Raw genomic sequence first — 18463 nt, forward strand, 5'->3', positions numbered from 1 at the left:
AAATTAGAAATGGGAAGAGCGTTTGAATTCCGTAAAGGAAGAAAAATGAAGCGTTGGTCAGCGATGGCAAAAGCGTTTACAAGAATTGGAAAAGACATCGTGATGGCAGTCAAAGAAGGCGGTCCGAATCCCGAGGCTAACTCGAGATTGCGTGCTGTGATTCAGAATGCGAAGTCTGCCAATATGCCAAAAGAGAATGTTGAAAGAGCCATTAAAAAAGCTACTGATAAAGACACTGCGAATTATAAAGAAGTATTGTTTGAAGGTTATGCGCCTCACGGAATTGCCATTTTAATTGAAACGGCTACTGATAACAATAACAGAACCGTGGCGAACATCAGAAGTTATTTTAATAAATGCAACGGAACAATGGGAACGCAAGGTTCTGTGGAGTTTATGTTTGACCATACGTGTAATTTCCGCATTCCTTCTGCCGGTATAGATCCTGAAGAACTCGAATTAGAATTGATTGATTTTGGTGCTGAAGAAGTGTTTGAAGATGAAGACGGGATTTTGATTTATGCGCCTTTCGAAAGTTTTGGTGCGATTCAGAAAGAACTTGAAAACAGAAAACTCGAGATTTTATCGTCAGGTTTTGAAAGAATTCCACAAGTAACCAAAGGTTTGACAGAAGCTCAAGTAGCAGATGTTGAAAAATTATTGGAGAAGATTGAGGAAGATGATGATGTGCAGAATGTGTATCATACGATGGAGGAGAATTAGATCGTAAGACTGTAAGATTTTAGGATTGTAAGATTCAGAAATGCATAAAATAAAAAACTCCAATTTTGAATTGGAGTTTTTTTTATGTCTTATAGTCTTAAAATCTTACGATCTTGCAAACTATTTAATAAATTCTATCTTCTGCACTTCCTCAGCATTCACACTGTCAAAGAAACCTTGAGCATTCATCCATTCGTCACTGAAAACTTTACTCATGTAACGCGAACCGTGATCCGGGAAAATAGCAATGACATTACTGTCTTCGTTAAATTCTCCTTCTTCGGCGTATTGTTTTATCGCTTGCATTACTGCTCCTGAAGTGTATCCTACGAACAATCCTTCTTTTTTGGCGATTTCACGGGTTACGTGGGCGCTTTCTTCGTCGGTTACTTTGGTGAATTTATCAATCATGTCGAAATCGGTAGCCGTTGGAATTAAATTTTTCCCTAAACCTTCAATCCTGTATGGGTAAATTTCGTTGTTGTCGAACTCTTTGGTTTCGTGGTATTTTTTCAATACTGAACCGAAAGCATCAACTCCTAAAATACGAATATTTGGATTTTGTTCTTTCAAATATTTAGCGGTTCCCGAAATGGTTCCGCCTGTTCCACTACAAGCCACCAAATGCGTGATTTTTCCTTGTGTCTGTTCCCAGATTTCAGGGCCGGTGGTTTGGTAATGCGCGTCAATATTAAGTTGATTGAAATATTGGTTGATGTATACCGAACCTTTGGTTTCTTCATGCAAACGTTTGGCAACGCTGTAATAAGAACGGTCGTCATCCGCGGAAACATGCGCCGGACAAACATATACTTTGGCTCCCAAACTGCGGAGCATATCAATTTTATCTTTAGACGATTTTGAACTTACAGCAAGAATACAGCTGTAGCCTTTGATGATGCTTACCATCGCCAAACTAAAACCAGTATTTCCAGATGTAGTTTCTATGATGGTATCACCCGGAGAAAGAATGCCTCGTTTTTCAGCTTCTTCAATGATATATAAAGCGATTCTATCTTTAGTTGAATGACCCGGATTAAATGCTTCTACCTTTGCATAAAAATTACCTTCTAAATTCTCGGTAACTTTATTGAGCTTAATAAGAGGTGTATTTCCTATTAATTCCAAGACATTATTGTAGGCTTTTATTTCTTCTTTCATAAAAAAATAGTTAATCAAGGTTTTTGTATCAATAACGGGCAACCTCAAATCCTTGCAAATCTAACAAAAAAATTCGAATTACTTTTTAATTTTTTCTAAATCTAATAAAAATGTAAATTCTTTGGCGAGCTCTTTCAACGCTTCAAATCTTCCTGAAGCACCGCCATGACCGGCATCCATGTTCGTATCGAGGAACAATTGCTTGTCATTGGTTTTAGTAACTCTTAATTTAGCAACCCATTTTGCAGGTTCCCAATATTGTACTTGTGAATCGTGTAAACCGGTAGAAACATACAAGTTAGGATAGGCTTGTGCTACAACATTATCATAAGGCGAATAAGAACGCATATAATCATAAGATTCTTTTTCATTCGGATTCCCCCACTCGTCATATTCTCCGGTCGTTAATGGAATCGAATCATCGAGCATTGTGGTCATCACATCAACAAAAGGAACTTGTGCAATCATACCATTATAAAGCTGCGGCGCCATATTGGCAACTGCGCCGATCAACAATCCACCGGCTGAACCGCCTTCGGCATACAAATGCTCCGCAGACGTCCATTTTTCTGCGATAAGGTATTTAGAACAATCAATAAAATCAGTGAATGTATTTTTCTTTTTCAACAACTTCCCGTTTTCATACCATTGTCGGCCCAAATCTTCACCGCCACGAATGTGTGCAATTACATAAACAAATCCACGATCTAAAAGCGACAAACGTGTTGAGGAGAAATACGGATCCATCGACATTCCGTAAGAACCATAAGCATACTGTAGTAACGGATTCTTTCCGTCTTTCTTTATTCCTTTGCGATAGACGATTGACATGGGTACTTTGGTTCCGTCGTTTGCAGTCGCCCAAATGCGTTCTTCGATGTAATTGTTCTTGTCGAACTTTCCGCCGAGAACTTGTTGTTCTTTCTTGATTTCTTTCGTTTTGGTTTTCATATTAAAATCGATTACCGAAGAAGGTGTCGCCATCGATTGGTAGCCATAACGCAAAATATCCGTATCAAAATCGACGTTGGTTGTCGTGTAACAAGTATACGTTTCAATTTCAAAAGGCAAATAATATTCCCCTTTCCCACTCCAAGGCATGATGCGAATTTTGTTGAGTCCGTTGCTTCTTTCAGAAACTACCAAATAATCCTTGAAAATATCAATCCCTTCAATCAAAACATCTTCGCGATGTGGAATCAAATCTTTCCAATGATCTTTCGATGTAGCATTTTCAGTCGTTTTCATCAATTTGAAATTGGTAGCATCATCTGCATTCGTAACAATATAAAAGCTATCGCCGTAATGCGAAATGCTATACTCCAATCCGCGTATTCTTTCCTGAAACACTTTAAATTCACTATCGGGTTCATCCGCCAAAATCGTTCGGTACTCATCGGTCAATGTGCTCGAAGAACTAATCGCAATGTACTTTTTCGATTTTCCTTTCATCACAGTGACATTGAAGGTGTCGTCTTTTTCAAAATACACCAACACATCTTTTGAAGTATCATCGCCTAATTTGTGCTTGTAAACTTTATCCGAACGCAAGGTTTTCTCATCTTGTCGCGTATAAAAAATCGTTTTATTATCATTCGCCCAAGTCACATTTCCCGTAGCATTCTCCATTTTGTCGACAAGGATTTCGCCGGTAACTAAGTTTTTGATTTGTAATGTATAAATTCTACGACCCACAACATCCAAAGCAAAAACCGCAAACTGATTGTCATTGCTGATGCTAATGCCACTCAATTGGAAAAATTTATGCCCTTTAGCCATTGCATTGCCATTGAACATGATTTCTTCGGGCGCCGCCAAACTGCCTTTCTTTCTCGAATAAATTGGATAATCCTGCCCTTTTTCAAAACGCGTGATGTAGTAATAACCATTGTATAAGTATGGCACCGACTCATCGTCTTCCTTGATGCGGCTTTTCATTTCAGCAAACAATTCGGTTTGAAAAGTTTTGGTATGCGCCGTTGCCGTATTGTAGTAATCGTTTTCTTTATTCAGATAATCAATAACTTCAGGGTTTTCTCGGTCATTGAGCCAGAAATAGTTGTCGATTCTGACGTCGCCGTGTTTTTCTAAAGTTTTAGGTTTTATAGTGGCAATAGGTGGTTTAGCTGAATTCGACATTGATTTTGTTTTGTTTTGAGAATATGAGATTGCAAAAATAAGACAAAGACAATTCAAAATAAGGCGTTTTTTCATCTTTTAAGTTTTGATTGTGACTTGGCAATTTAGGGATTTTAAAACTTTGTAACCTTAAAAATTATTAACATATTTGCTACTATTTTTAAAATTCATCTCAGAACCCATCAACATGCGAGACAAAGTATTGGTATTATTTGCATTAATCAATTGTGCTTTTTGTTTTTCTCAAAATGAAATACTGATTGCCAAATCCGGAATCATAACAATGGCTTCCAATCAAAAAGTAAGCTTTAATAATCTGAGATTACGAACAACCAAATTTGCTTTTTTTGATGTTGAAACCAACAACGAAAAAGAAATTTCTACCAATACGGTAAAATATATTGAAGATGAAAAAATGTCGAGAGTGTTTTCTAATAAAAAAGTGCTCGACAGTACTCAAAAAATTGATTTGAAAGAAAAAGAAATCCAAAAACAAATCGATTACGAGAAGAGAACAAAACTTGCAGAAGAAAAAAAGAAAGCGGAAGAAGAAGAAAGCAAACGAATAGCTTTTAATCATTACCCACCGGGAATATATAACACCAAGGAAGATTTTCTCAAGAAGCAGCCCAATGCTATTGTAACCATAGTACCGCAAGGTTTTGAAGGTGTTGAAAAGCCTGCTTCACAATACACGCCTGACAACTGCTTTTTTAATTTTGCCGACACCGATAAAAAAGTCAAAAATGTCTTCGCAGTTTCTTATAGAGGATGTCTCTATTTTCAAATCGGTGCTATTTTAAAGAATAAAAACAAAACAGACAGAGCGCAGGATAATGACCAACCAAACCGGTTCGTGAAGGTTTTATCTGGTGGTGAAAACTATTATTATACAGAAGCTGATTTAGGAAATATTTGGGCTCAGGGCGTAGGTTACGGAGTTGGCGGTGTTGCAGGTGGAATCATTGCCGCCAATGGAATGCCACAACCAAAAGGATTGGTTTGGGATATTAAAAACAAAGAATTTAATATTTTTAAAAACTGCAAAGATTATAACGAATTCATTAAAACAATAGATCCTATTGGCATTCAAGAATGTATAAACCAACAACCCAATTTAAATGCTATTCGCTTAGCCATTGAAAGAATAAAATAACTAAAACGCCATCTTCTCCAAAGTCTCCAAAACATAAGTATGCATCACTTCTTTATAATCGAGATGCGTGACCATTCTTAATGTTCCTTTAGCCATCAAACTAATCGCAATGCCTTTTTGAGCCAGTTTCTCAATGACTTCTTTGTCTTCAATACTGGGTTGCACCGAGAATATAATAATGTTTGTTTCCACCTGTTCTACTTTCGCGACCCAAGATAATTTTTGCAATATAGCACCCAATTCTTTGGCTCGGCGATGGTCTTCTTCTAACCTGTTGATATTATTCTGCAAAGCATAAATACCTGCCGCTGCCAAATAACCCGATTGACGCAAATTACCACCAAATATTTTACGAATACGAAGTGCTTTCTTCATCGTTTCAGCATCAGAGAGCAATACCGAACCAATCGGTGCGCCAAGTCCTTTAGAGAAACAAACCGAAATCGTATCAAACAATGCCCCAAACTGTTTAGGATGTTGCTTTTTGGCAATCAAAGCATTCCACAAACGCGCGCCATCCAAGTGGTATTTTAAATTGTGATCCACACAAACCTGCTTGATTTCCTGCAATGTTTCAATGTCATAACAAGCACCACCGCCTTTATTAGTTGTGTTTTCAATGCCCACCATTTTCGACAAAGGCGCATGATAAAACTCAGGATCATTAATACCATTTTTAACTTGCTCAGCGGTAATCATCCCGCGATGACCATCAAGCAAATTGAAATTCACACCGCTATTAAAAGAAGCGCCACCAGCCTCATACAAATGAATGTGCGACCATTTATCACAAATAATCTGATCGCCTGGATTCGTGTTGAGCTTGATTGCCGTTTGATTCGCCATCGTTCCCGAAGGAAAAAATAACGCGGCTTCCATGCCGAATAGATTAGCCACTTTGCTTTCAAAGTCATTAACAGTCGGGTCTTGTTTAAAAACATCATCGCCGACTTTCGCATTAAACATCGCTTGCAACATTTCAGCAGATGGTTTGGTTACCGTATCGCTGATTAAATTTATTTCCATATCAATTGTAGATAGTTTACTTTTGTTTTCGATTTTGCTCAGGAGCTAATCCCGCTGTCCACTAAATCTTTTGCACCGAACAACGGCACAAAAGGATATCGTTCCCATCGGGGCTAGGGTTCTGGGTTAACTCACAAACATCGCCAAAATTAAATATAATTTATGACAACTACCGAACAAATAAAAGGTATTGTAGAACGCCTTGGTGCGTTGAGGAGGTATCTTTGACATTGATGCCAAGCTTATAGAAATATCCAACGAAGAAGAAAAAACTTTCGCCCCAAACTTTTGGGACAACGCGAAGGAAGCCGAAATCTTAGTTAAAAATCTGCGCTCCAAGAAAAAATGGGTCGAAGATTACGAAAAAGCCATTGTCTTAACCGACGAATTACAACTCGCTTTCGAATTTTACAAAGAAGGCGAACTCACTGTAGACGAACTAGATGAACAGTTTCAACTAGCCAATGCATTTATAGAAAATATTGAGTTCAAAAACATGCTTTCCGACGAAGGTGATGCACTGAGTGCCGTGATTCAAATTACTGCCGGTGCCGGCGGAACAGAAAGCTGCGATTGGGCCGAAATGCTCATGCGCATGTATATGATGTGGGCCGATAAATCCGGTTATAAAATCAAAGAACTCAACTTTCAAAAAGGCGAAGCTGCCGGAATTAAAACCGTCACACTAGAAATAGAAGGTGATTTTGCATTCGGTTATCTTAAGGGCGAAAACGGCGTGCATCGTTTGGTGCGCATCTCGCCTTTCGACAGCAATGCCAAACGCCACACTTCTTTTGTTTCCGTATACGTTTATCCTTTGGTCGATGACACGATAGAAATCGACATCAATCCAGCCGATATTGAAATCATTACATCGCGTTCGAGCGGCGCCGGTGGTCAAAACGTCAATAAAGTGGAGACTAAAGTGCAGTTGTTTCACAAGCCAACCGGTATTCAAATTCAATGCTCAGAAACGCGTTCACAGCAAGACAATAGACAACGTGCAATGCAAATGTTGAAATCGCAGTTGTATGAAATTGAACTCAAAAAACAACAGGAACAACGCAACGACATCGAAGCCGAAAAGATGAAAATCGAATGGGGATCGCAAATCAGAAACTATGTCATGCATCCGTATAAATTAGTCAAAGATGTGCGAACAGGTTACGAAACCAGCGATGTTGATGGCGTAATGAATGGTGATATCGATGCGTTTTTGAAAGCATTTTTGATGATGATGGGACAGAAAGAGGAAAGTTAGATGGTTAGACTTTTAGATTGTAAGACTGTAAGATTTTAAGATATGGCGACCTATATTGCTTTGTTGCGCGGAATTAATGTTAGTGGTCATAACATTATTAAAATGGAATTGTTGCGGAAAGTTTTGGGTGAACTCGACTTTGAAAATATATCGACCTACATCCAAAGTGGCAATATTATTTTTGATAGTTCCATTGCTGATGTTGCCGTTTTAGAAAACCAGATTGCCAAAAAAATCGAAGAACATTTTGGATTTCTGGTTCTTGTGCGCATTACGACTATACAGGAATTAAAAATGATCGTATTTGAAAATCCTTTCGTTCAAGAAAATCTATTAGACGACAAACAACCCTATGTTGCTTTTCTTTCTGAAGTTCCTGTTTCCAATAATCTAGAACAATTGCAAGCCATCGATTTTGCCAACGATCGGTTTGTCAATAAAAACAAAGCACTTTATTTATGGTATGCGGATTCTGCAGCCAACACTAAACTCAACAATGTTATCATTGAAAAAAAGTTGCTTTTAAAAGCCACTTCACGCAATTGGAAAACGATTTTAAAACTGATTGCATTGGTTGAAAATAATTAAGGTTATTATACGTTGTTACATTTCGCTTTAACTTCCCAACTGCATTAAGAATTAGGTAATTTCATTCTTATTCTTTTTATTTGGGAATTCAACCATTAACCAAACCCAAATCGAATCATGAAATCTTTCTCTTTACTAGAAATCAACGAAGTCCTTAAAGGCGTTATATCCGGATCAACTTCCAAAATCATTACTGCGCCTGAGCAATTAAGTATGGCAACCGATTCTGAAATTTCCATTATAGGAAATAAAAAATACGAAAAACAATGGGCGACTTCCAAAGCCTGCGCAGCGATTGTCAATGAAAATATTTCGATCGAACCCGGCGAAAACCGTGCTTTCATTAAAGTAAAAGATGCCGACTTAGCCATGTCGTTGATACTCGAAATGTTCGCTCCTGCTCCACCCATATTTCAAGTCGACATTCATCCCACAGCCGTAATCGACGCTTCTGCCATCATTGGTCAAGGCGCAAAAATTGGCGCCGGATGTTATATCGGTCCAAAAGTGACGCTTGGTGAAAACACCATTATCTATCCTAACGTCACCATTTTAGATGAAACTACAATTGGCAAAAACACCGTAATTTGGTCAGGTGCAGTGGTTCGCGAACGCTGTCATATTGGCAATGATTGCATCATTCACCCAAATGCTACAATTGGTGCTGACGGTTTCGGATTCAGACCTTGCGCGCAAAGAGGCTTGGTTAAAATTCCGCAAATCGGCAATGTTGTGATTGGCAACAACGTAGAAATCGGTGCGAACTCAAATGTTGACAGAGGAAAATTCAGCTCCACCGTTGTTGGCGACGGCTGTAAAATCGATAACTTGGTGCAAATCGGCCACAACAGCCAACTCGGTAAATTCTGCATCATGGCGGGCCATAGTGGTTTGGCTGGTTCGGTAACACTCGGAAATGGCGTTATCATTGGCGGCAGTGCTTCTATCAAAGACCATCTGACACTTGGCGATGGCGTAATGGTAGGTGCCGGTTCCGGAGTTGCTGCAGATGTCGAAGCCGGAAAAACCGTTTTAGGTTACCCTGCGGTAGATGCGCGCGATGCATTAAAGCAATGGGCTGCTATAAAACGTTTGATTAAATAAGCTATTTTTTATCAGGAGCTAATCCTGCTATCCGCTAAATCTTTTCCTGCTTAAAGAAAGCAGAAAAAGGATAACGCTGCTATCAGGGCTAGGGTTGCATTGTTCAAAATTAGCATTTCCTAAATAATAACCTCACTTTTTCTTTGTGTCTTTGCGTCTTTGCGAGATATAATTTTTTAGCTCGCAAAGACGCAAAATTTTTATATTCCAATTTCAACTTGGAAACACCAATACCAATTGCTCTAATAGTTCTGTTATAATATGCAGCTTATCAAAATTGACTTACGTATTGGTTTTGGTTTATAAAAATAAATTCAAGATGTAATAAATCAATGCAGCTAAGATTCCAGAAACCGGAATCGTCAGTATCCAAGCCCACAATAATTTTACGGTAATTCCCCAACGAACGGCTGATACTCTTTTGGTGATTCCAACACCAATAATAGATCCTGCAATCGTATGGGTTGTAGATACCGGAATTTTAAAATGCTCTGTTGAAAACAATGTCAATGCACCTGCAGATTCTGCTACAACGCCTTCAAACGCTGTTACTTTCGTAATTTTAGAACCCATGGTTTTTACGATTTTCCAACCGCCACTCAATGTTCCTAAAGCAATTACGGTATAACATGTTAGTGGAATCCATTGTGGCATGATACCATCGATTTTGACACCGTCTTTTTCGGATGGCAGTACTACATTCAAGTCAAACCAACCCACCGACATATCCATATGCGGATTCGCTTTGATGTATACAGCAACCGCTGCTGCAATGATTCCCATTACTTTTTGTGAGTCGTTTCCACCGTGCCCTAAACTGAAAGCGGCTGATGATAACAACTGCATTTTCTTCAAAACGGCTTCCGCTTTGGCAGTAGAAAATGTACTGAAAAACAAATTGAAAATCGCCAGACTATAGAATACTATAGCGACCAAAAACCATTTGATATTGGCCGGCTCGCATAAAAAACTAAATGTTTCACTTTCAAATCTTGGCTTTTTAATATCAGCATACGAAGTCAACACACTACTTAAAAACCAAGCCACCAATACCATTAAAACAACGGTAAGTATTTTGGGATAGATGTTCTTTTTCGAGGAATACATTAACCATAAAGACAAAAAATACGAAATAATCATTCCGAGCAATGGTGCAAATACAATAAATAAAAGAACAACCATCACCCCAGAAGGCAACAATTCTCCTGCTTTAGCATCCTTAAGCCAATTGACAATTTTGAATCCGGCGTGTTCGGGATCAGTCACACCTGTAAAACCATGAGCAATCGCTGCTCCGGCAAATCCACCGATTAGAGTATGCGATGATGATGATGGAATTCCTTTCCACCACGTGATTAAATTCCAAATAATCGCGGCTATTACTCCGGACAATATCACGACCAGATTGATGCTGCTGGTGTTGGCAGTTTTTGCGACTGTATCAGCCACACCAAATCCGAAAACCCAATACGCCATAAAGTTGAAAAGCGCTGCCCACAAAACGGCTTGAAAAGGGGTTAAAACTTTAGTAGCCACAATAGTTGCTATCGAGTTGGCGGCATCGTGAAAACCATTAATATAATCAAATATCAACGAAAGAACTATAATGATAATGAGTAAAGTAAAATCCATAAAAAGAAATTTAGTTAATCAGTTTATGAATGTTTTACTGAAATTTGCTCCATAACATTCGATACACTTTTACATTTATCTGATGCAGATTCTAGTGCCGACAATACTTCTTTATATTTGATGATGTTTTTAGCATCGGTTTCGTTTTCGAAAATATCAGCTACCGCTTTGTCAAAAACGTCGTCTGCTTTGCTTTCTAATTTGTTGATTCTTTTGCAAGTTTCTTTGATGGCTTTGTTGTTCATCACTTTCAATTCTTTGATGCCGACACCGATGAGTTGACAGGCTTCTAAATTAATTTCAGTTAATTTACGAATCGATTTAGTGATTTTCTCCACTTGATACAAACGCATTCTGCTCGCTGCACCTTGCATAAAGTCCGCCACATTATCAATAGACTTTATCAACATATGAATGTCTTCTCGGTCAAATGGTGTAATGAAATTTCTGCTCAATTCTAAATGGGTTTTGTGCGTGATTTCTTCAATCGTAACTTCTAAATCCGTTATTTTTTTGAAATACTCTTCTCTTTCTTCTTTTGGAGCATTGACAGCTTCGTGCAATGTTTCTGCCAAAAGAATTAGATTGGCTGAAGCTTCTTCAAACAATGGAAAGAATTTTTTATCTTTAGGAACTAAAAACTGAAAAATGCTATTTAATGTCATGTCTTGTGGTTTAGATTTTCAGCAAAAGTAAATCGTTCATGTTAATTTAACATTAAATTAGAAACAATAATCTGTTATCGACTTAACCTTTTCTTAAAGATAAATTTACATTAGTTTTTAATAACCCATACCATAATTCAAACGTTTTCGTATTTTAGCCAATGAATAAATAGTAAGCTTTATATGGACATCAACTTCAATAAAAACGAAGATCACAACAAACTTTTACTTTCCGATTTAAAACAAAGATTTGCAAAAGTCCGATTGGGTGGCGGTGAAAAAAGAATCGAAAAACTGCATGCCGAAGGTAAAATGACCGCACGCGAACGCATCGATTATTTGCTCGATCCAAAAGCCAAAAGTATAGAAATTGGTGCTTTTGTTGGTGACGGAATGTATGCAGAACACGGTGGTTGTCCATCTGGCGGAGTGGTTGTTAAAATCGGTTACATCAAAGGAAAACAATGTATTGTTGTGGCGAATGATGCTACTGTAAAAGCTGGTGCCTGGTTTCCAATCACCGGAAAAAAGAATTTAAGAGCGCAGGAAATTGCCATTGAAAATCGTTTGCCTATTATTTATTTAGTCGATTCAGCCGGTGTTTATTTACCGATGCAAGACGAAATTTTCCCTGACAAAGAGCACTTCGGAAGAATTTTTCGCAACAACGCCGTGATGTCGAGTATGGGTATTACCCAAATCGCTGCTGTCATGGGAAGTTGTGTTGCCGGTGGCGCTTATTTGCCGATTATGAGTGATGAAGCTATGATTGTTGATAAAACCGGAAGTATTTTTCTGGCCGGAAGTTACTTAGTCAAAGCTGCTATTGGGGAAACCATCGATAATGAAACGCTTGGAGGTGCAACTACGCATTGTTCGATTTCGGGAGTTACCGATTATAAAGCCAAAGACGACCAAGATGCGTTAGATAGAATTAAAAGTATCGTGGGTAAAATTGGCGACTATGATAAAGCAGGTTTTAATAGAATGAAATCAGAAAAACCGGCTTCAGATGAAAAAGAAATCTACGGTATTATTCCAAAGTCACGTGCCGACCAATACGATATGTATGAAATCCTCAAACGATTGGTTGACAATTCAGAATGGGACGAATACAAAGGCGACTATGGCAAAACATTAATAACAGCTTACGCCAGAATTGATGGTTGGGCAGTTGGAATTGTTGCCAATCAACGTAAAGTGGTGAAAACTGCTAAAGGTGAAATGCAATTTGGCGGTGCAATTTATTCTGATTCTGCTGATAAAGCCACACGTTTTATTGCGAATTGCAACCAGAAAAAAATTCCATTAGTGTTCGTGCAAGATGTTACCGGATTTATGGTAGGCTCCAAAAGCGAGCACGGTGGCATCATTAAAGATGGCGCAAAAATGGTCAATGCGGTTTCTAATTCTGTGGTGCCAAAATTTACCGTCATTGTCGGAAATTCTTACGGTGCCGGAAATTATGCGATGTGTGGAAAAGCTTACGACCCAAGATTAATATTCGCTTGGCCAAGTGCCGAACTAGCTGTAATGGGCGGAACACAAGCGGCGAAAGTACTCGCGCAAATTGAAGCTTCATCACTGAAAGCCAAAGGCGAAGTGGTTGATGAAGTCAAAGAAAAAGAATTGTTTGATAAAATAAAAGCGCGTTACGACGCACAAGTTTCTCCATATTATGCGGCATCAAGATTATGGACCGACGCCATCATAGATCCAATCGACACAAGAACTTGGATTTCTATGGGTATTGAAGCGGCCAACCACGCTCCTATTGAAAAGAAATTTAATATGGGTGTGATTCAGGTTTGATTTTAGATTTTAGATTTACAAAAATTAAAATATTCCCTTTAAAATCTGTGAGAATCTTTTAATCTGTGGCAAAAACGCGGTTCCTAAAAAAATATTAACATGAAACACTTTGCGTCTTGGCGTCTTGGCGAGCACATCTCCATAGTATTACTTTTGTTTGGTTTTACTATCAATGCGCAAGAAATATTTACCCGAAAAGATTCTCTTCATGGTAGTTTACGATTCGAAAGAACTTGCTTCGATGTGTTGCGCTACGACTTGAATATTAAAATCAATCCACATGAAAAGTCGATAGTTGGTTTCAACGATATTACGTTTAAAATTACTGAAAACACGACCAAAATCCAACTAGACTTATTCGATAACATGACAATTGACAGCATTGTTTTCGATGCGAAAAAGTTAACTTACAAAAGAGAATTCAATGCCGTTTTCATTGATTTTCAAAAACCATTAATCAAGGATTCTGAGCAAAAACTGCGCTTTTATTATTCCGGAAATCCACTAATTGCGAAGCATGCCCCATGGGATGGCGGATTTGTTTTCGATAAAGATTCGAGCGGAAAAGATTGGATTGGTATTGCAGTGCAAGGAACTGGTGCGAGTTTGTGGTTTCCTTGCAAAGATTCTCAAACTGACGAACCGGACAATGGAGCTTCCATAAAAGTTGCTGTTCCGAATGGTTTGATGAACGTTTCCAACGGTCGATTTATCGGTCAAGAAGATATGAAAAATGGGGATACACGTTGGGATTGGGAAGTCAAAAATCCGATCAACAGTTATGATATTACAATCAACATTGGCGACTATATTCACTTTGGTGAAAACTACAAAGGCCTCGATTTAGATTACTATGTATTGCGTGAAAACGAAGCCAAAGCACACACACAATTCGAACAAGTAAAACCCATGATGGATTGCTTTCAAAGCAAATTCGGCACTTACCCTTTTGCAGAAGACGGATACAAATTAGTGGAAACGCATTATTTAGGTATGGAGCACCAAAGCGCTGTGGCTTACGGAAATAAATATCAAAATGGTTATTTAGGAAGCGATTTGTCGGGAACCGGAATCGGGCTGTTATTCGACTTTATCATTATTCACGAAAGTGGTCACGAATGGTTCGGCAACAGCATCACATCGAAAGATATTGCCGACATGTGGATTCACGAAGGTTTTACTTGTTATACCGAAAGTGTTTTTCTGGAATGTCAGTATGGCTATGAAAAAGCGCAACAATACATCAATGGTTTAAAGAGAAACATTCAAAGTGACAAACCTATTATTGGTCAGTATGGTGTTGGGAATGAAGGCTCAGGCGATATGTATTATAAAGGTGCATTGATGCTCAATACGATCCGACACATCATCAATAACGATGAGCGATGGTGGAAAATAGTATTGAAGTATTCCGAAACGTTCCGACACAAAATCATCGACACACCAACAGTGATTGCTTTCTTTAATCAAGAAACCGGGCTCAATCTTACGCCTATTTTTAATCAATATTTGAAACACAAAGAACTTCCCAATTTGATTGTAAATCTTGACAAAAAAAATCGATTGTCACTGAAATGGAGCACAGACGAACCCAATTTTGAAATGCCTGTTGAAGTCATCATTAATGGGAAAAACAAAAGAATTCAAGTCACCAACCAATCGATTAAAATCAAAGAGAAAATCAAGCATGGCTTTGGTGGCAAAAACTTCAATACCAACAAATTTTTATACCAATTTGCAATTCGGCCTTAATACTTTTGTGAATTAAATTGTTTAAATGTTTTGCTAAAACAGAAACGTATTTCGCTAATAAATAGTAACTTAGTCTTCAATTCTAAACTTATTTATTATGGATACTTCGGTAAAAGGTTTGAACAAATGGGCCAATGCCCACACCAATTATGGATTGGACGCGCTTCGCATCGTTTTGGGTGTTTTCTTAATCTACAAAGGCGCAACATTCATTACACACAGTAGGACGTTTGAAGATCTCATTGCACCCATCAGTAATTTTATGGGCGGCATGCTAACTTTTCACTACATCGCTGCAGCTCACATTATGGGTGGCATTATGATTGTTTTCGGATTGCTTACGCGTTGGGCAATTATAGCGCAACTTCCTATTTTGCTTGGTGCGGTTTTGATTAATTTCATGGGAGAAATGAATCCCAACAACCTCATTCTAGCCACTGCTATATTTGGAATTAGCGTCTTCTTCGTATTCTATGGCGGCGGAAAACATTCAGCAGATTATTATTTTAAAATGGAAAAATAAAATATAAAAAGCGCACTAAATTTATGATAGTGCGCTTTTTTTTATGCATTTTAAATCAAAATCTATTTGTATTTAATATTGATACTAACAATATCAGAAACCATATTCGTCGTTTTGGTATAATGTCCATATCGCATTTCTAAAGTGTGAAAATGTTTGATACCAAGCACCCCTTTGAGTGGCGTAAACTTCATACCCATTCCTAAAAAACTACTGTTAAATTGCGATAAATCATAGTTGCTGGTGTAAAATTCTTCCGCAGCAGTATGCTCTTTATACCCTTTAAAATATTTGATGTCACTTTGCGTATAATATCTGTAAAACGGGCTCAAAGAGAAAAACGGTGACAATTTTACCGGAACTTCAAGGTTGGCGGTATGCGAAGTGAGTTTCCAATCGTCGGTGTAATAACGATAATAAGCCCGGATAATCACATTATCACCAAGGAAATAACTCGTGCGAACCGCCAACGGAATTTTGAGTCGTGTGTCAGGCAGATTCTCTTGATGCACAGTTCCATCATTAAAATAAACCCTATGAAACGGTAAACTCAAATATCCTTGTTGCGTAATGACATCGGCCAAAAACATAATCTGAAAATTCTGATTCACGATTTGAGAATAACTCAACGATGCGGCAAACGTGTTTCGGTTTTCAGTTCCGTAACCTTCTCCCGGATTACGCAATTCAACCGGTTTTATGATTTTAACTTGATCGAGAAACGCTTGAAATTTCGCAGTGAATTCACCATTTCTATCTTTCGTTTTTTTAGAATAACTCGTATTGGCTCCGAACGATTGGTAATCAAATTCTGTTGACGAAGACAATCCGACACCCAAAGTATTGCCTTTGGCTTCGTTCTCAATCGTATAACTGAGTGAAGGATAAAAGCGAACATCTTCTGATGACGCTGAAGAGTTGGCTTGCATATCGATTCTATCAGAAGAAGCGGAAGTATAACGATCTATACCCACTTCAACATCTAAAGTTTGCTTTTTTCCTGATTTACTGTATTTGATTAATTTGACATCAATAGTATTTGAAATATCTGTCAATTTTTCTGTACCAATACCACCAGTCACTGCTGATTTATCGCCATCTTGCTTGTAATAACTCGACACCAAATTGATTTCATCGAGTTTCAATTTTCGACTTTTATATCCGGTAGAATCTGTAGGTGTTGATTGTGAATAAGCTTGAAACAACCCAAGCAAAGCCAATCCTGTAATCAATATTCTTTTCATTTTTAGTCTTTGATTTGGGGATTAATTACAACCACAACCGCCACCTACTTTTCCAGCATTGGCTCCTGACGCACCTTCACGATAGGCTTGAAAACTCAATTCTGTTTTTTCGATTTTTCTGTTCGAAAGCACCATTTCAGAATCGTTTACTTTTCCTTTTTGGTATTCTTTGACGGGCTTGCACGATACTGATAAGATCACAATACCTATGAGCAGCATTAATTTGGTGTTACGTTTTTTCATTGTAGGTGAATGTTTTTAGAAGTGTACATTTTATTATTGTCATCAATGATGATGCAGTGTAAATCTTGTATTTGATTGATGAGGAAAAGTCCGGCTTGAATACCCATTACAGCAATTGGCGTAGCCATGGCATCGGCAAATTCGGCATTATTGCTAATTACGGTAACGCTTTTAATTCCTGAAATCGGCAATCCTGTTTTAGGATCAATCGTATGCGAATATTTTTTTCCATCAATGAGAATGTACTTTTCATAATTGCCAGACGTCGCTACCGCTTTGTTTGAAATTTCGATGTATGAAAAAGCCGCTTGTGGCTTGTCAGGATCTGCAATACCAATAGTCCAAGGCTTTTCAGTAGGTTGATATCCCCAAGTTGTCAAATCTCCACTGGCGTTGATGATACCGCTTTTAGCACCGTTTTTCATCAATAACTTTTTGGCCATTTCTGCAGCATAACCTTTTCCAATTCCACCAAAACCAATGCGCATGCCTTTTTGTTTTAGAAAAACTGTACAATTAGAATTGTCGAGAATGATGTTTTTATAATTGATCAAGTGCACCATTTTTTTGGCTTCATCAAGACTTGGGAGTTGGGTCATGGTTTTATCAAAATTCCACAAACTTTTGTCAATGCTGCCATAAGTAATGTCGAAGGCGCCTTGTGTGATTTTTGAAATGGCAATGCTTCTTTCAATCAAATCGAAAACTTCCTGATCTACGATTACCGGTTGTATTCCTGCATTGTCATTGATCAAATTGGTTTGACTGTCGCTTTTGAATGTCGTCAACAGTTGCTCAATTCTTTTAATTTCTTCTATGGCAGTTTGAATGTGTTGATTGGCAGCAGATTCCTCTTCATCCACAACACTAATCGTGAAATTGTTGCCCATCAATTTTAAAGACTTAGAATACACCTGCATACAAGCAATACTATTTGTTGGCATCACAAATGGTTTTGATTTCATCAGTCCAGGCATCAACGGAAACTTCAGGTTTTCCAATCCAAGTTTTTAATACTTTTCCATCGGCATTGAGTAATAATGTGAATGGAAAATTACCTTGTTTGTTGTATTGCTCAGCCAAAGCTTCATTTCTTTTAATCAATTCCGCGCTGCCTTGATTTTTCTTCTTTCTCGGGAAATCGGCATTCACCAAAACCAAACGATCATTCGCTAATGCTGTAAATGTTTCGCTTTCGAGATAGTCTTTTCTGAGCAGAATGCATGGTCCACACCAATCCGAACCCGAAAAGTTCAGTAGAATGAGTTGGTGTTTTTCTTTGGCCGTTTTCTTGGCATTCTCAAAATTGGGTTCCCATTGAATAGGGAGCAGAAACAGTAACGAAAGCAGTAAGAGTTTCATAAATAATTGAATTTTATTAATTAAACAAGGAACGATTTATATTGGTTTTTATTACCTTTTTAAGAGTGACTT

At 38.0% G+C, this 18463-nt stretch carries 17 protein-coding genes; 8 read left to right on the forward strand and 9 right to left on the reverse strand.

All coding sequences use genetic code 11. The features are described from left to right. Window positions 1-9 precede the first annotated feature (9 nt). On the forward strand, window positions 10-723 hold the full coding sequence (locus RMO03_RS05480; RefSeq protein WP_309641085.1) for a YebC/PmpR family DNA-binding transcriptional regulator: 714 nt from the start codon (window positions 10-12) through the stop codon (window positions 721-723). A gap of 120 nt (window positions 724-843) precedes the next feature. Here the strand turns inward: RMO03_RS05480 and RMO03_RS05485 are convergent, their stop codons facing one another. Together RMO03_RS05485 and RMO03_RS05490 are read right to left on the reverse strand one after the other, a co-directional pair. Beyond that, window positions 844-1884, reverse strand: a complete 1041-nt coding sequence (locus tag RMO03_RS05485; protein ID WP_309641086.1) for a cysteine synthase family protein — start codon at window positions 1882-1884, stop codon at window positions 844-846. Window positions 1885-1962: 78 nt separating this feature from the next. Next, a complete protein-coding gene (locus RMO03_RS05490; RefSeq protein ID WP_309641087.1) occupies window positions 1963-4098 on the reverse strand; it encodes a S9 family peptidase in 2136 nt (711 codons plus the stop codon). A 73-nt stretch (window positions 4099-4171) separates the two neighbouring features. Between RMO03_RS05490 and RMO03_RS05495 the strand changes: the two genes are divergently transcribed. Continuing rightward, window positions 4172-5179, forward strand: a complete 1008-nt coding sequence (locus tag RMO03_RS05495) for a hypothetical protein (protein ID WP_309641088.1) — start codon at window positions 4172-4174, stop codon at window positions 5177-5179. Here RMO03_RS05495 and RMO03_RS05500 read toward each other — a convergent pair whose 3' ends face one another. Beyond that, a complete protein-coding gene (locus RMO03_RS05500; RefSeq protein ID WP_309641089.1) occupies window positions 5180-6205 on the reverse strand; it encodes a GntG family PLP-dependent aldolase in 1026 nt (341 codons plus the stop codon). 162 nt (window positions 6206-6367) lie between these two features. Between RMO03_RS05500 and prfB the strand changes: the two genes are divergently transcribed. The 3 genes from prfB to lpxD all read left to right on the forward strand — a co-directional run bounded on the left by prfB (window position 6368) and on the right by lpxD (window position 9158). After that, window positions 6368-7466 (forward strand): peptide chain release factor 2 gene (prfB, locus tag RMO03_RS05505; protein ID WP_309641090.1). Its coding sequence is split into 2 segments (ribosomal slippage): window positions 6368-6430 and window positions 6432-7466, totalling 1098 coding nucleotides; the frame shifts between segments, so codons are not numbered across the junction. Between the two features lie 42 nt (window positions 7467-7508). Beyond that, window positions 7509-8054, forward strand: a complete 546-nt coding sequence (locus RMO03_RS05510; protein ID WP_309641091.1) for a DUF1697 domain-containing protein — start codon at window positions 7509-7511, stop codon at window positions 8052-8054. Window positions 8055-8171: 117 nt separating this feature from the next. Next, the gene (gene lpxD, locus RMO03_RS05515; protein WP_309641092.1) at window positions 8172-9158 is read left to right on the forward strand and encodes a UDP-3-O-(3-hydroxymyristoyl)glucosamine N-acyltransferase; all 987 of its coding nucleotides are present in this window, start codon (window positions 8172-8174) and stop codon (window positions 9156-9158) included. Window positions 9159-9458: 300 nt separating this feature from the next. Here lpxD and RMO03_RS05520 read toward each other — a convergent pair whose 3' ends face one another. Together RMO03_RS05520 and RMO03_RS05525 are read right to left on the reverse strand one after the other, a co-directional pair. After that, window positions 9459-10790, reverse strand: coding sequence for an inorganic phosphate transporter (locus RMO03_RS05520; protein WP_309641093.1), 1332 nt, complete (start codon window positions 10788-10790; stop codon window positions 9459-9461). Window positions 10791-10813: 23 nt separating this feature from the next. Further along, window positions 10814-11455: a DUF47 family protein gene (locus RMO03_RS05525; protein ID WP_309641094.1), complete on the reverse strand. Its 642-nt coding sequence runs from the start codon at window positions 11453-11455 to the stop codon at window positions 10814-10816. A 183-nt stretch (window positions 11456-11638) separates the two neighbouring features. On the opposite strand from RMO03_RS05525, the gene RMO03_RS05530 reads away from it, so the two are divergent. The 3 genes from RMO03_RS05530 (at window position 11639) to RMO03_RS05540 (ending at window position 15542) form a co-directional block, all read left to right on the forward strand. Next, a complete protein-coding gene (locus tag RMO03_RS05530) occupies window positions 11639-13267 on the forward strand; it encodes a carboxyl transferase domain-containing protein (RefSeq protein ID WP_309641095.1) in 1629 nt (542 codons plus the stop codon). Window positions 13268-13366: 99 nt separating this feature from the next. Next, window positions 13367-15019, forward strand: coding sequence for a M1 family metallopeptidase (locus RMO03_RS05535; RefSeq protein ID WP_309641096.1), 1653 nt, complete (start codon window positions 13367-13369; stop codon window positions 15017-15019). Window positions 15020-15116: 97 nt separating this feature from the next. Further along, the gene (locus tag RMO03_RS05540) at window positions 15117-15542 is read left to right on the forward strand and encodes a DoxX family protein (protein WP_309641097.1); all 426 of its coding nucleotides are present in this window, start codon (window positions 15117-15119) and stop codon (window positions 15540-15542) included. 62 nt (window positions 15543-15604) lie between these two features. Here the strand turns inward: RMO03_RS05540 and RMO03_RS05545 are convergent, their stop codons facing one another. From RMO03_RS05545 to RMO03_RS05560, 4 genes are read right to left on the reverse strand one after another with little or no spacing between them, the layout of a single operon-like run. Further along, window positions 15605-16786 (reverse strand): DUF3570 domain-containing protein, encoded by a 1182-nt coding sequence (locus tag RMO03_RS05545; RefSeq protein WP_309641098.1) that lies wholly within the window; start codon window positions 16784-16786, stop codon window positions 15605-15607. Between the two features lie 21 nt (window positions 16787-16807). Further along, on the reverse strand, window positions 16808-17029 hold the full coding sequence (locus RMO03_RS05550) for a DUF4266 domain-containing protein (RefSeq protein WP_309641099.1): 222 nt from the start codon (window positions 17027-17029) through the stop codon (window positions 16808-16810). Beyond that, window positions 17026-17973, reverse strand: a complete 948-nt coding sequence (locus RMO03_RS05555) for an FAD:protein FMN transferase (protein ID WP_309641100.1) — start codon at window positions 17971-17973, stop codon at window positions 17026-17028. The genes RMO03_RS05550 and RMO03_RS05555 overlap by 4 nt, the downstream gene beginning before the upstream one ends. After that, window positions 17960-18391, reverse strand: coding sequence for a thioredoxin family protein (locus RMO03_RS05560; RefSeq protein WP_309641101.1), 432 nt, complete (start codon window positions 18389-18391; stop codon window positions 17960-17962). The genes RMO03_RS05555 and RMO03_RS05560 overlap by 14 nt, the downstream gene beginning before the upstream one ends. Between the last annotated feature and the right edge of the window lie 72 nt (window positions 18392-18463).

Source organism: Flavobacterium sp. (assembly GCF_031411595.1).
In the GTDB taxonomy this organism is placed as follows: domain Bacteria; phylum Bacteroidota; class Bacteroidia; order Flavobacteriales; family Flavobacteriaceae; genus Flavobacterium.

Excerpts from the sequence above, each read along its gene's own strand:
- RMO03_RS05480 (WP_309641085.1), top strand. The coding sequence starts at position 10 with ATGGGAAGAGCGTTTGAATTCCGTAAAGGAAGAAAAATGAAGCGTTGG.
- RMO03_RS05485 (WP_309641086.1), bottom strand. The coding sequence starts at position 1,884 with ATGAAAGAAGAAATAAAAGCCTACAATAATGTCTTGGAATTAATAGGA.
- RMO03_RS05490 (WP_309641087.1), bottom strand. The coding sequence starts at position 4,098 with ATGAAAAAACGCCTTATTTTGAATTGTCTTTGTCTTATTTTTGCAATC.
- RMO03_RS05500 (WP_309641089.1), bottom strand. The coding sequence starts at position 6,205 with ATGGAAATAAATTTAATCAGCGATACGGTAACCAAACCATCTGCTGAA.
- RMO03_RS05510 (WP_309641091.1), top strand. The coding sequence starts at position 7,509 with ATGGCGACCTATATTGCTTTGTTGCGCGGAATTAATGTTAGTGGTCAT.
- lpxD (WP_309641092.1), top strand. The coding sequence starts at position 8,172 with ATGAAATCTTTCTCTTTACTAGAAATCAACGAAGTCCTTAAAGGCGTT.
- RMO03_RS05520 (WP_309641093.1), bottom strand. The coding sequence starts at position 10,790 with ATGGATTTTACTTTACTCATTATCATTATAGTTCTTTCGTTGATATTT.
- RMO03_RS05525 (WP_309641094.1), bottom strand. The coding sequence starts at position 11,455 with ATGACATTAAATAGCATTTTTCAGTTTTTAGTTCCTAAAGATAAAAAA.
- RMO03_RS05530 (WP_309641095.1), top strand. The coding sequence starts at position 11,639 with ATGGACATCAACTTCAATAAAAACGAAGATCACAACAAACTTTTACTT.
- RMO03_RS05535 (WP_309641096.1), top strand. The coding sequence starts at position 13,367 with ATGAAACACTTTGCGTCTTGGCGTCTTGGCGAGCACATCTCCATAGTA.
- RMO03_RS05540 (WP_309641097.1), top strand. The coding sequence starts at position 15,117 with ATGGATACTTCGGTAAAAGGTTTGAACAAATGGGCCAATGCCCACACC.
- RMO03_RS05545 (WP_309641098.1), bottom strand. The coding sequence starts at position 16,786 with ATGAAAAGAATATTGATTACAGGATTGGCTTTGCTTGGGTTGTTTCAA.
- RMO03_RS05550 (WP_309641099.1), bottom strand. The coding sequence starts at position 17,029 with ATGAAAAAACGTAACACCAAATTAATGCTGCTCATAGGTATTGTGATC.
- RMO03_RS05555 (WP_309641100.1), bottom strand. The coding sequence starts at position 17,973 with ATGCCAACAAATAGTATTGCTTGTATGCAGGTGTATTCTAAGTCTTTA.
- RMO03_RS05560 (WP_309641101.1), bottom strand. The coding sequence starts at position 18,391 with ATGAAACTCTTACTGCTTTCGTTACTGTTTCTGCTCCCTATTCAATGG.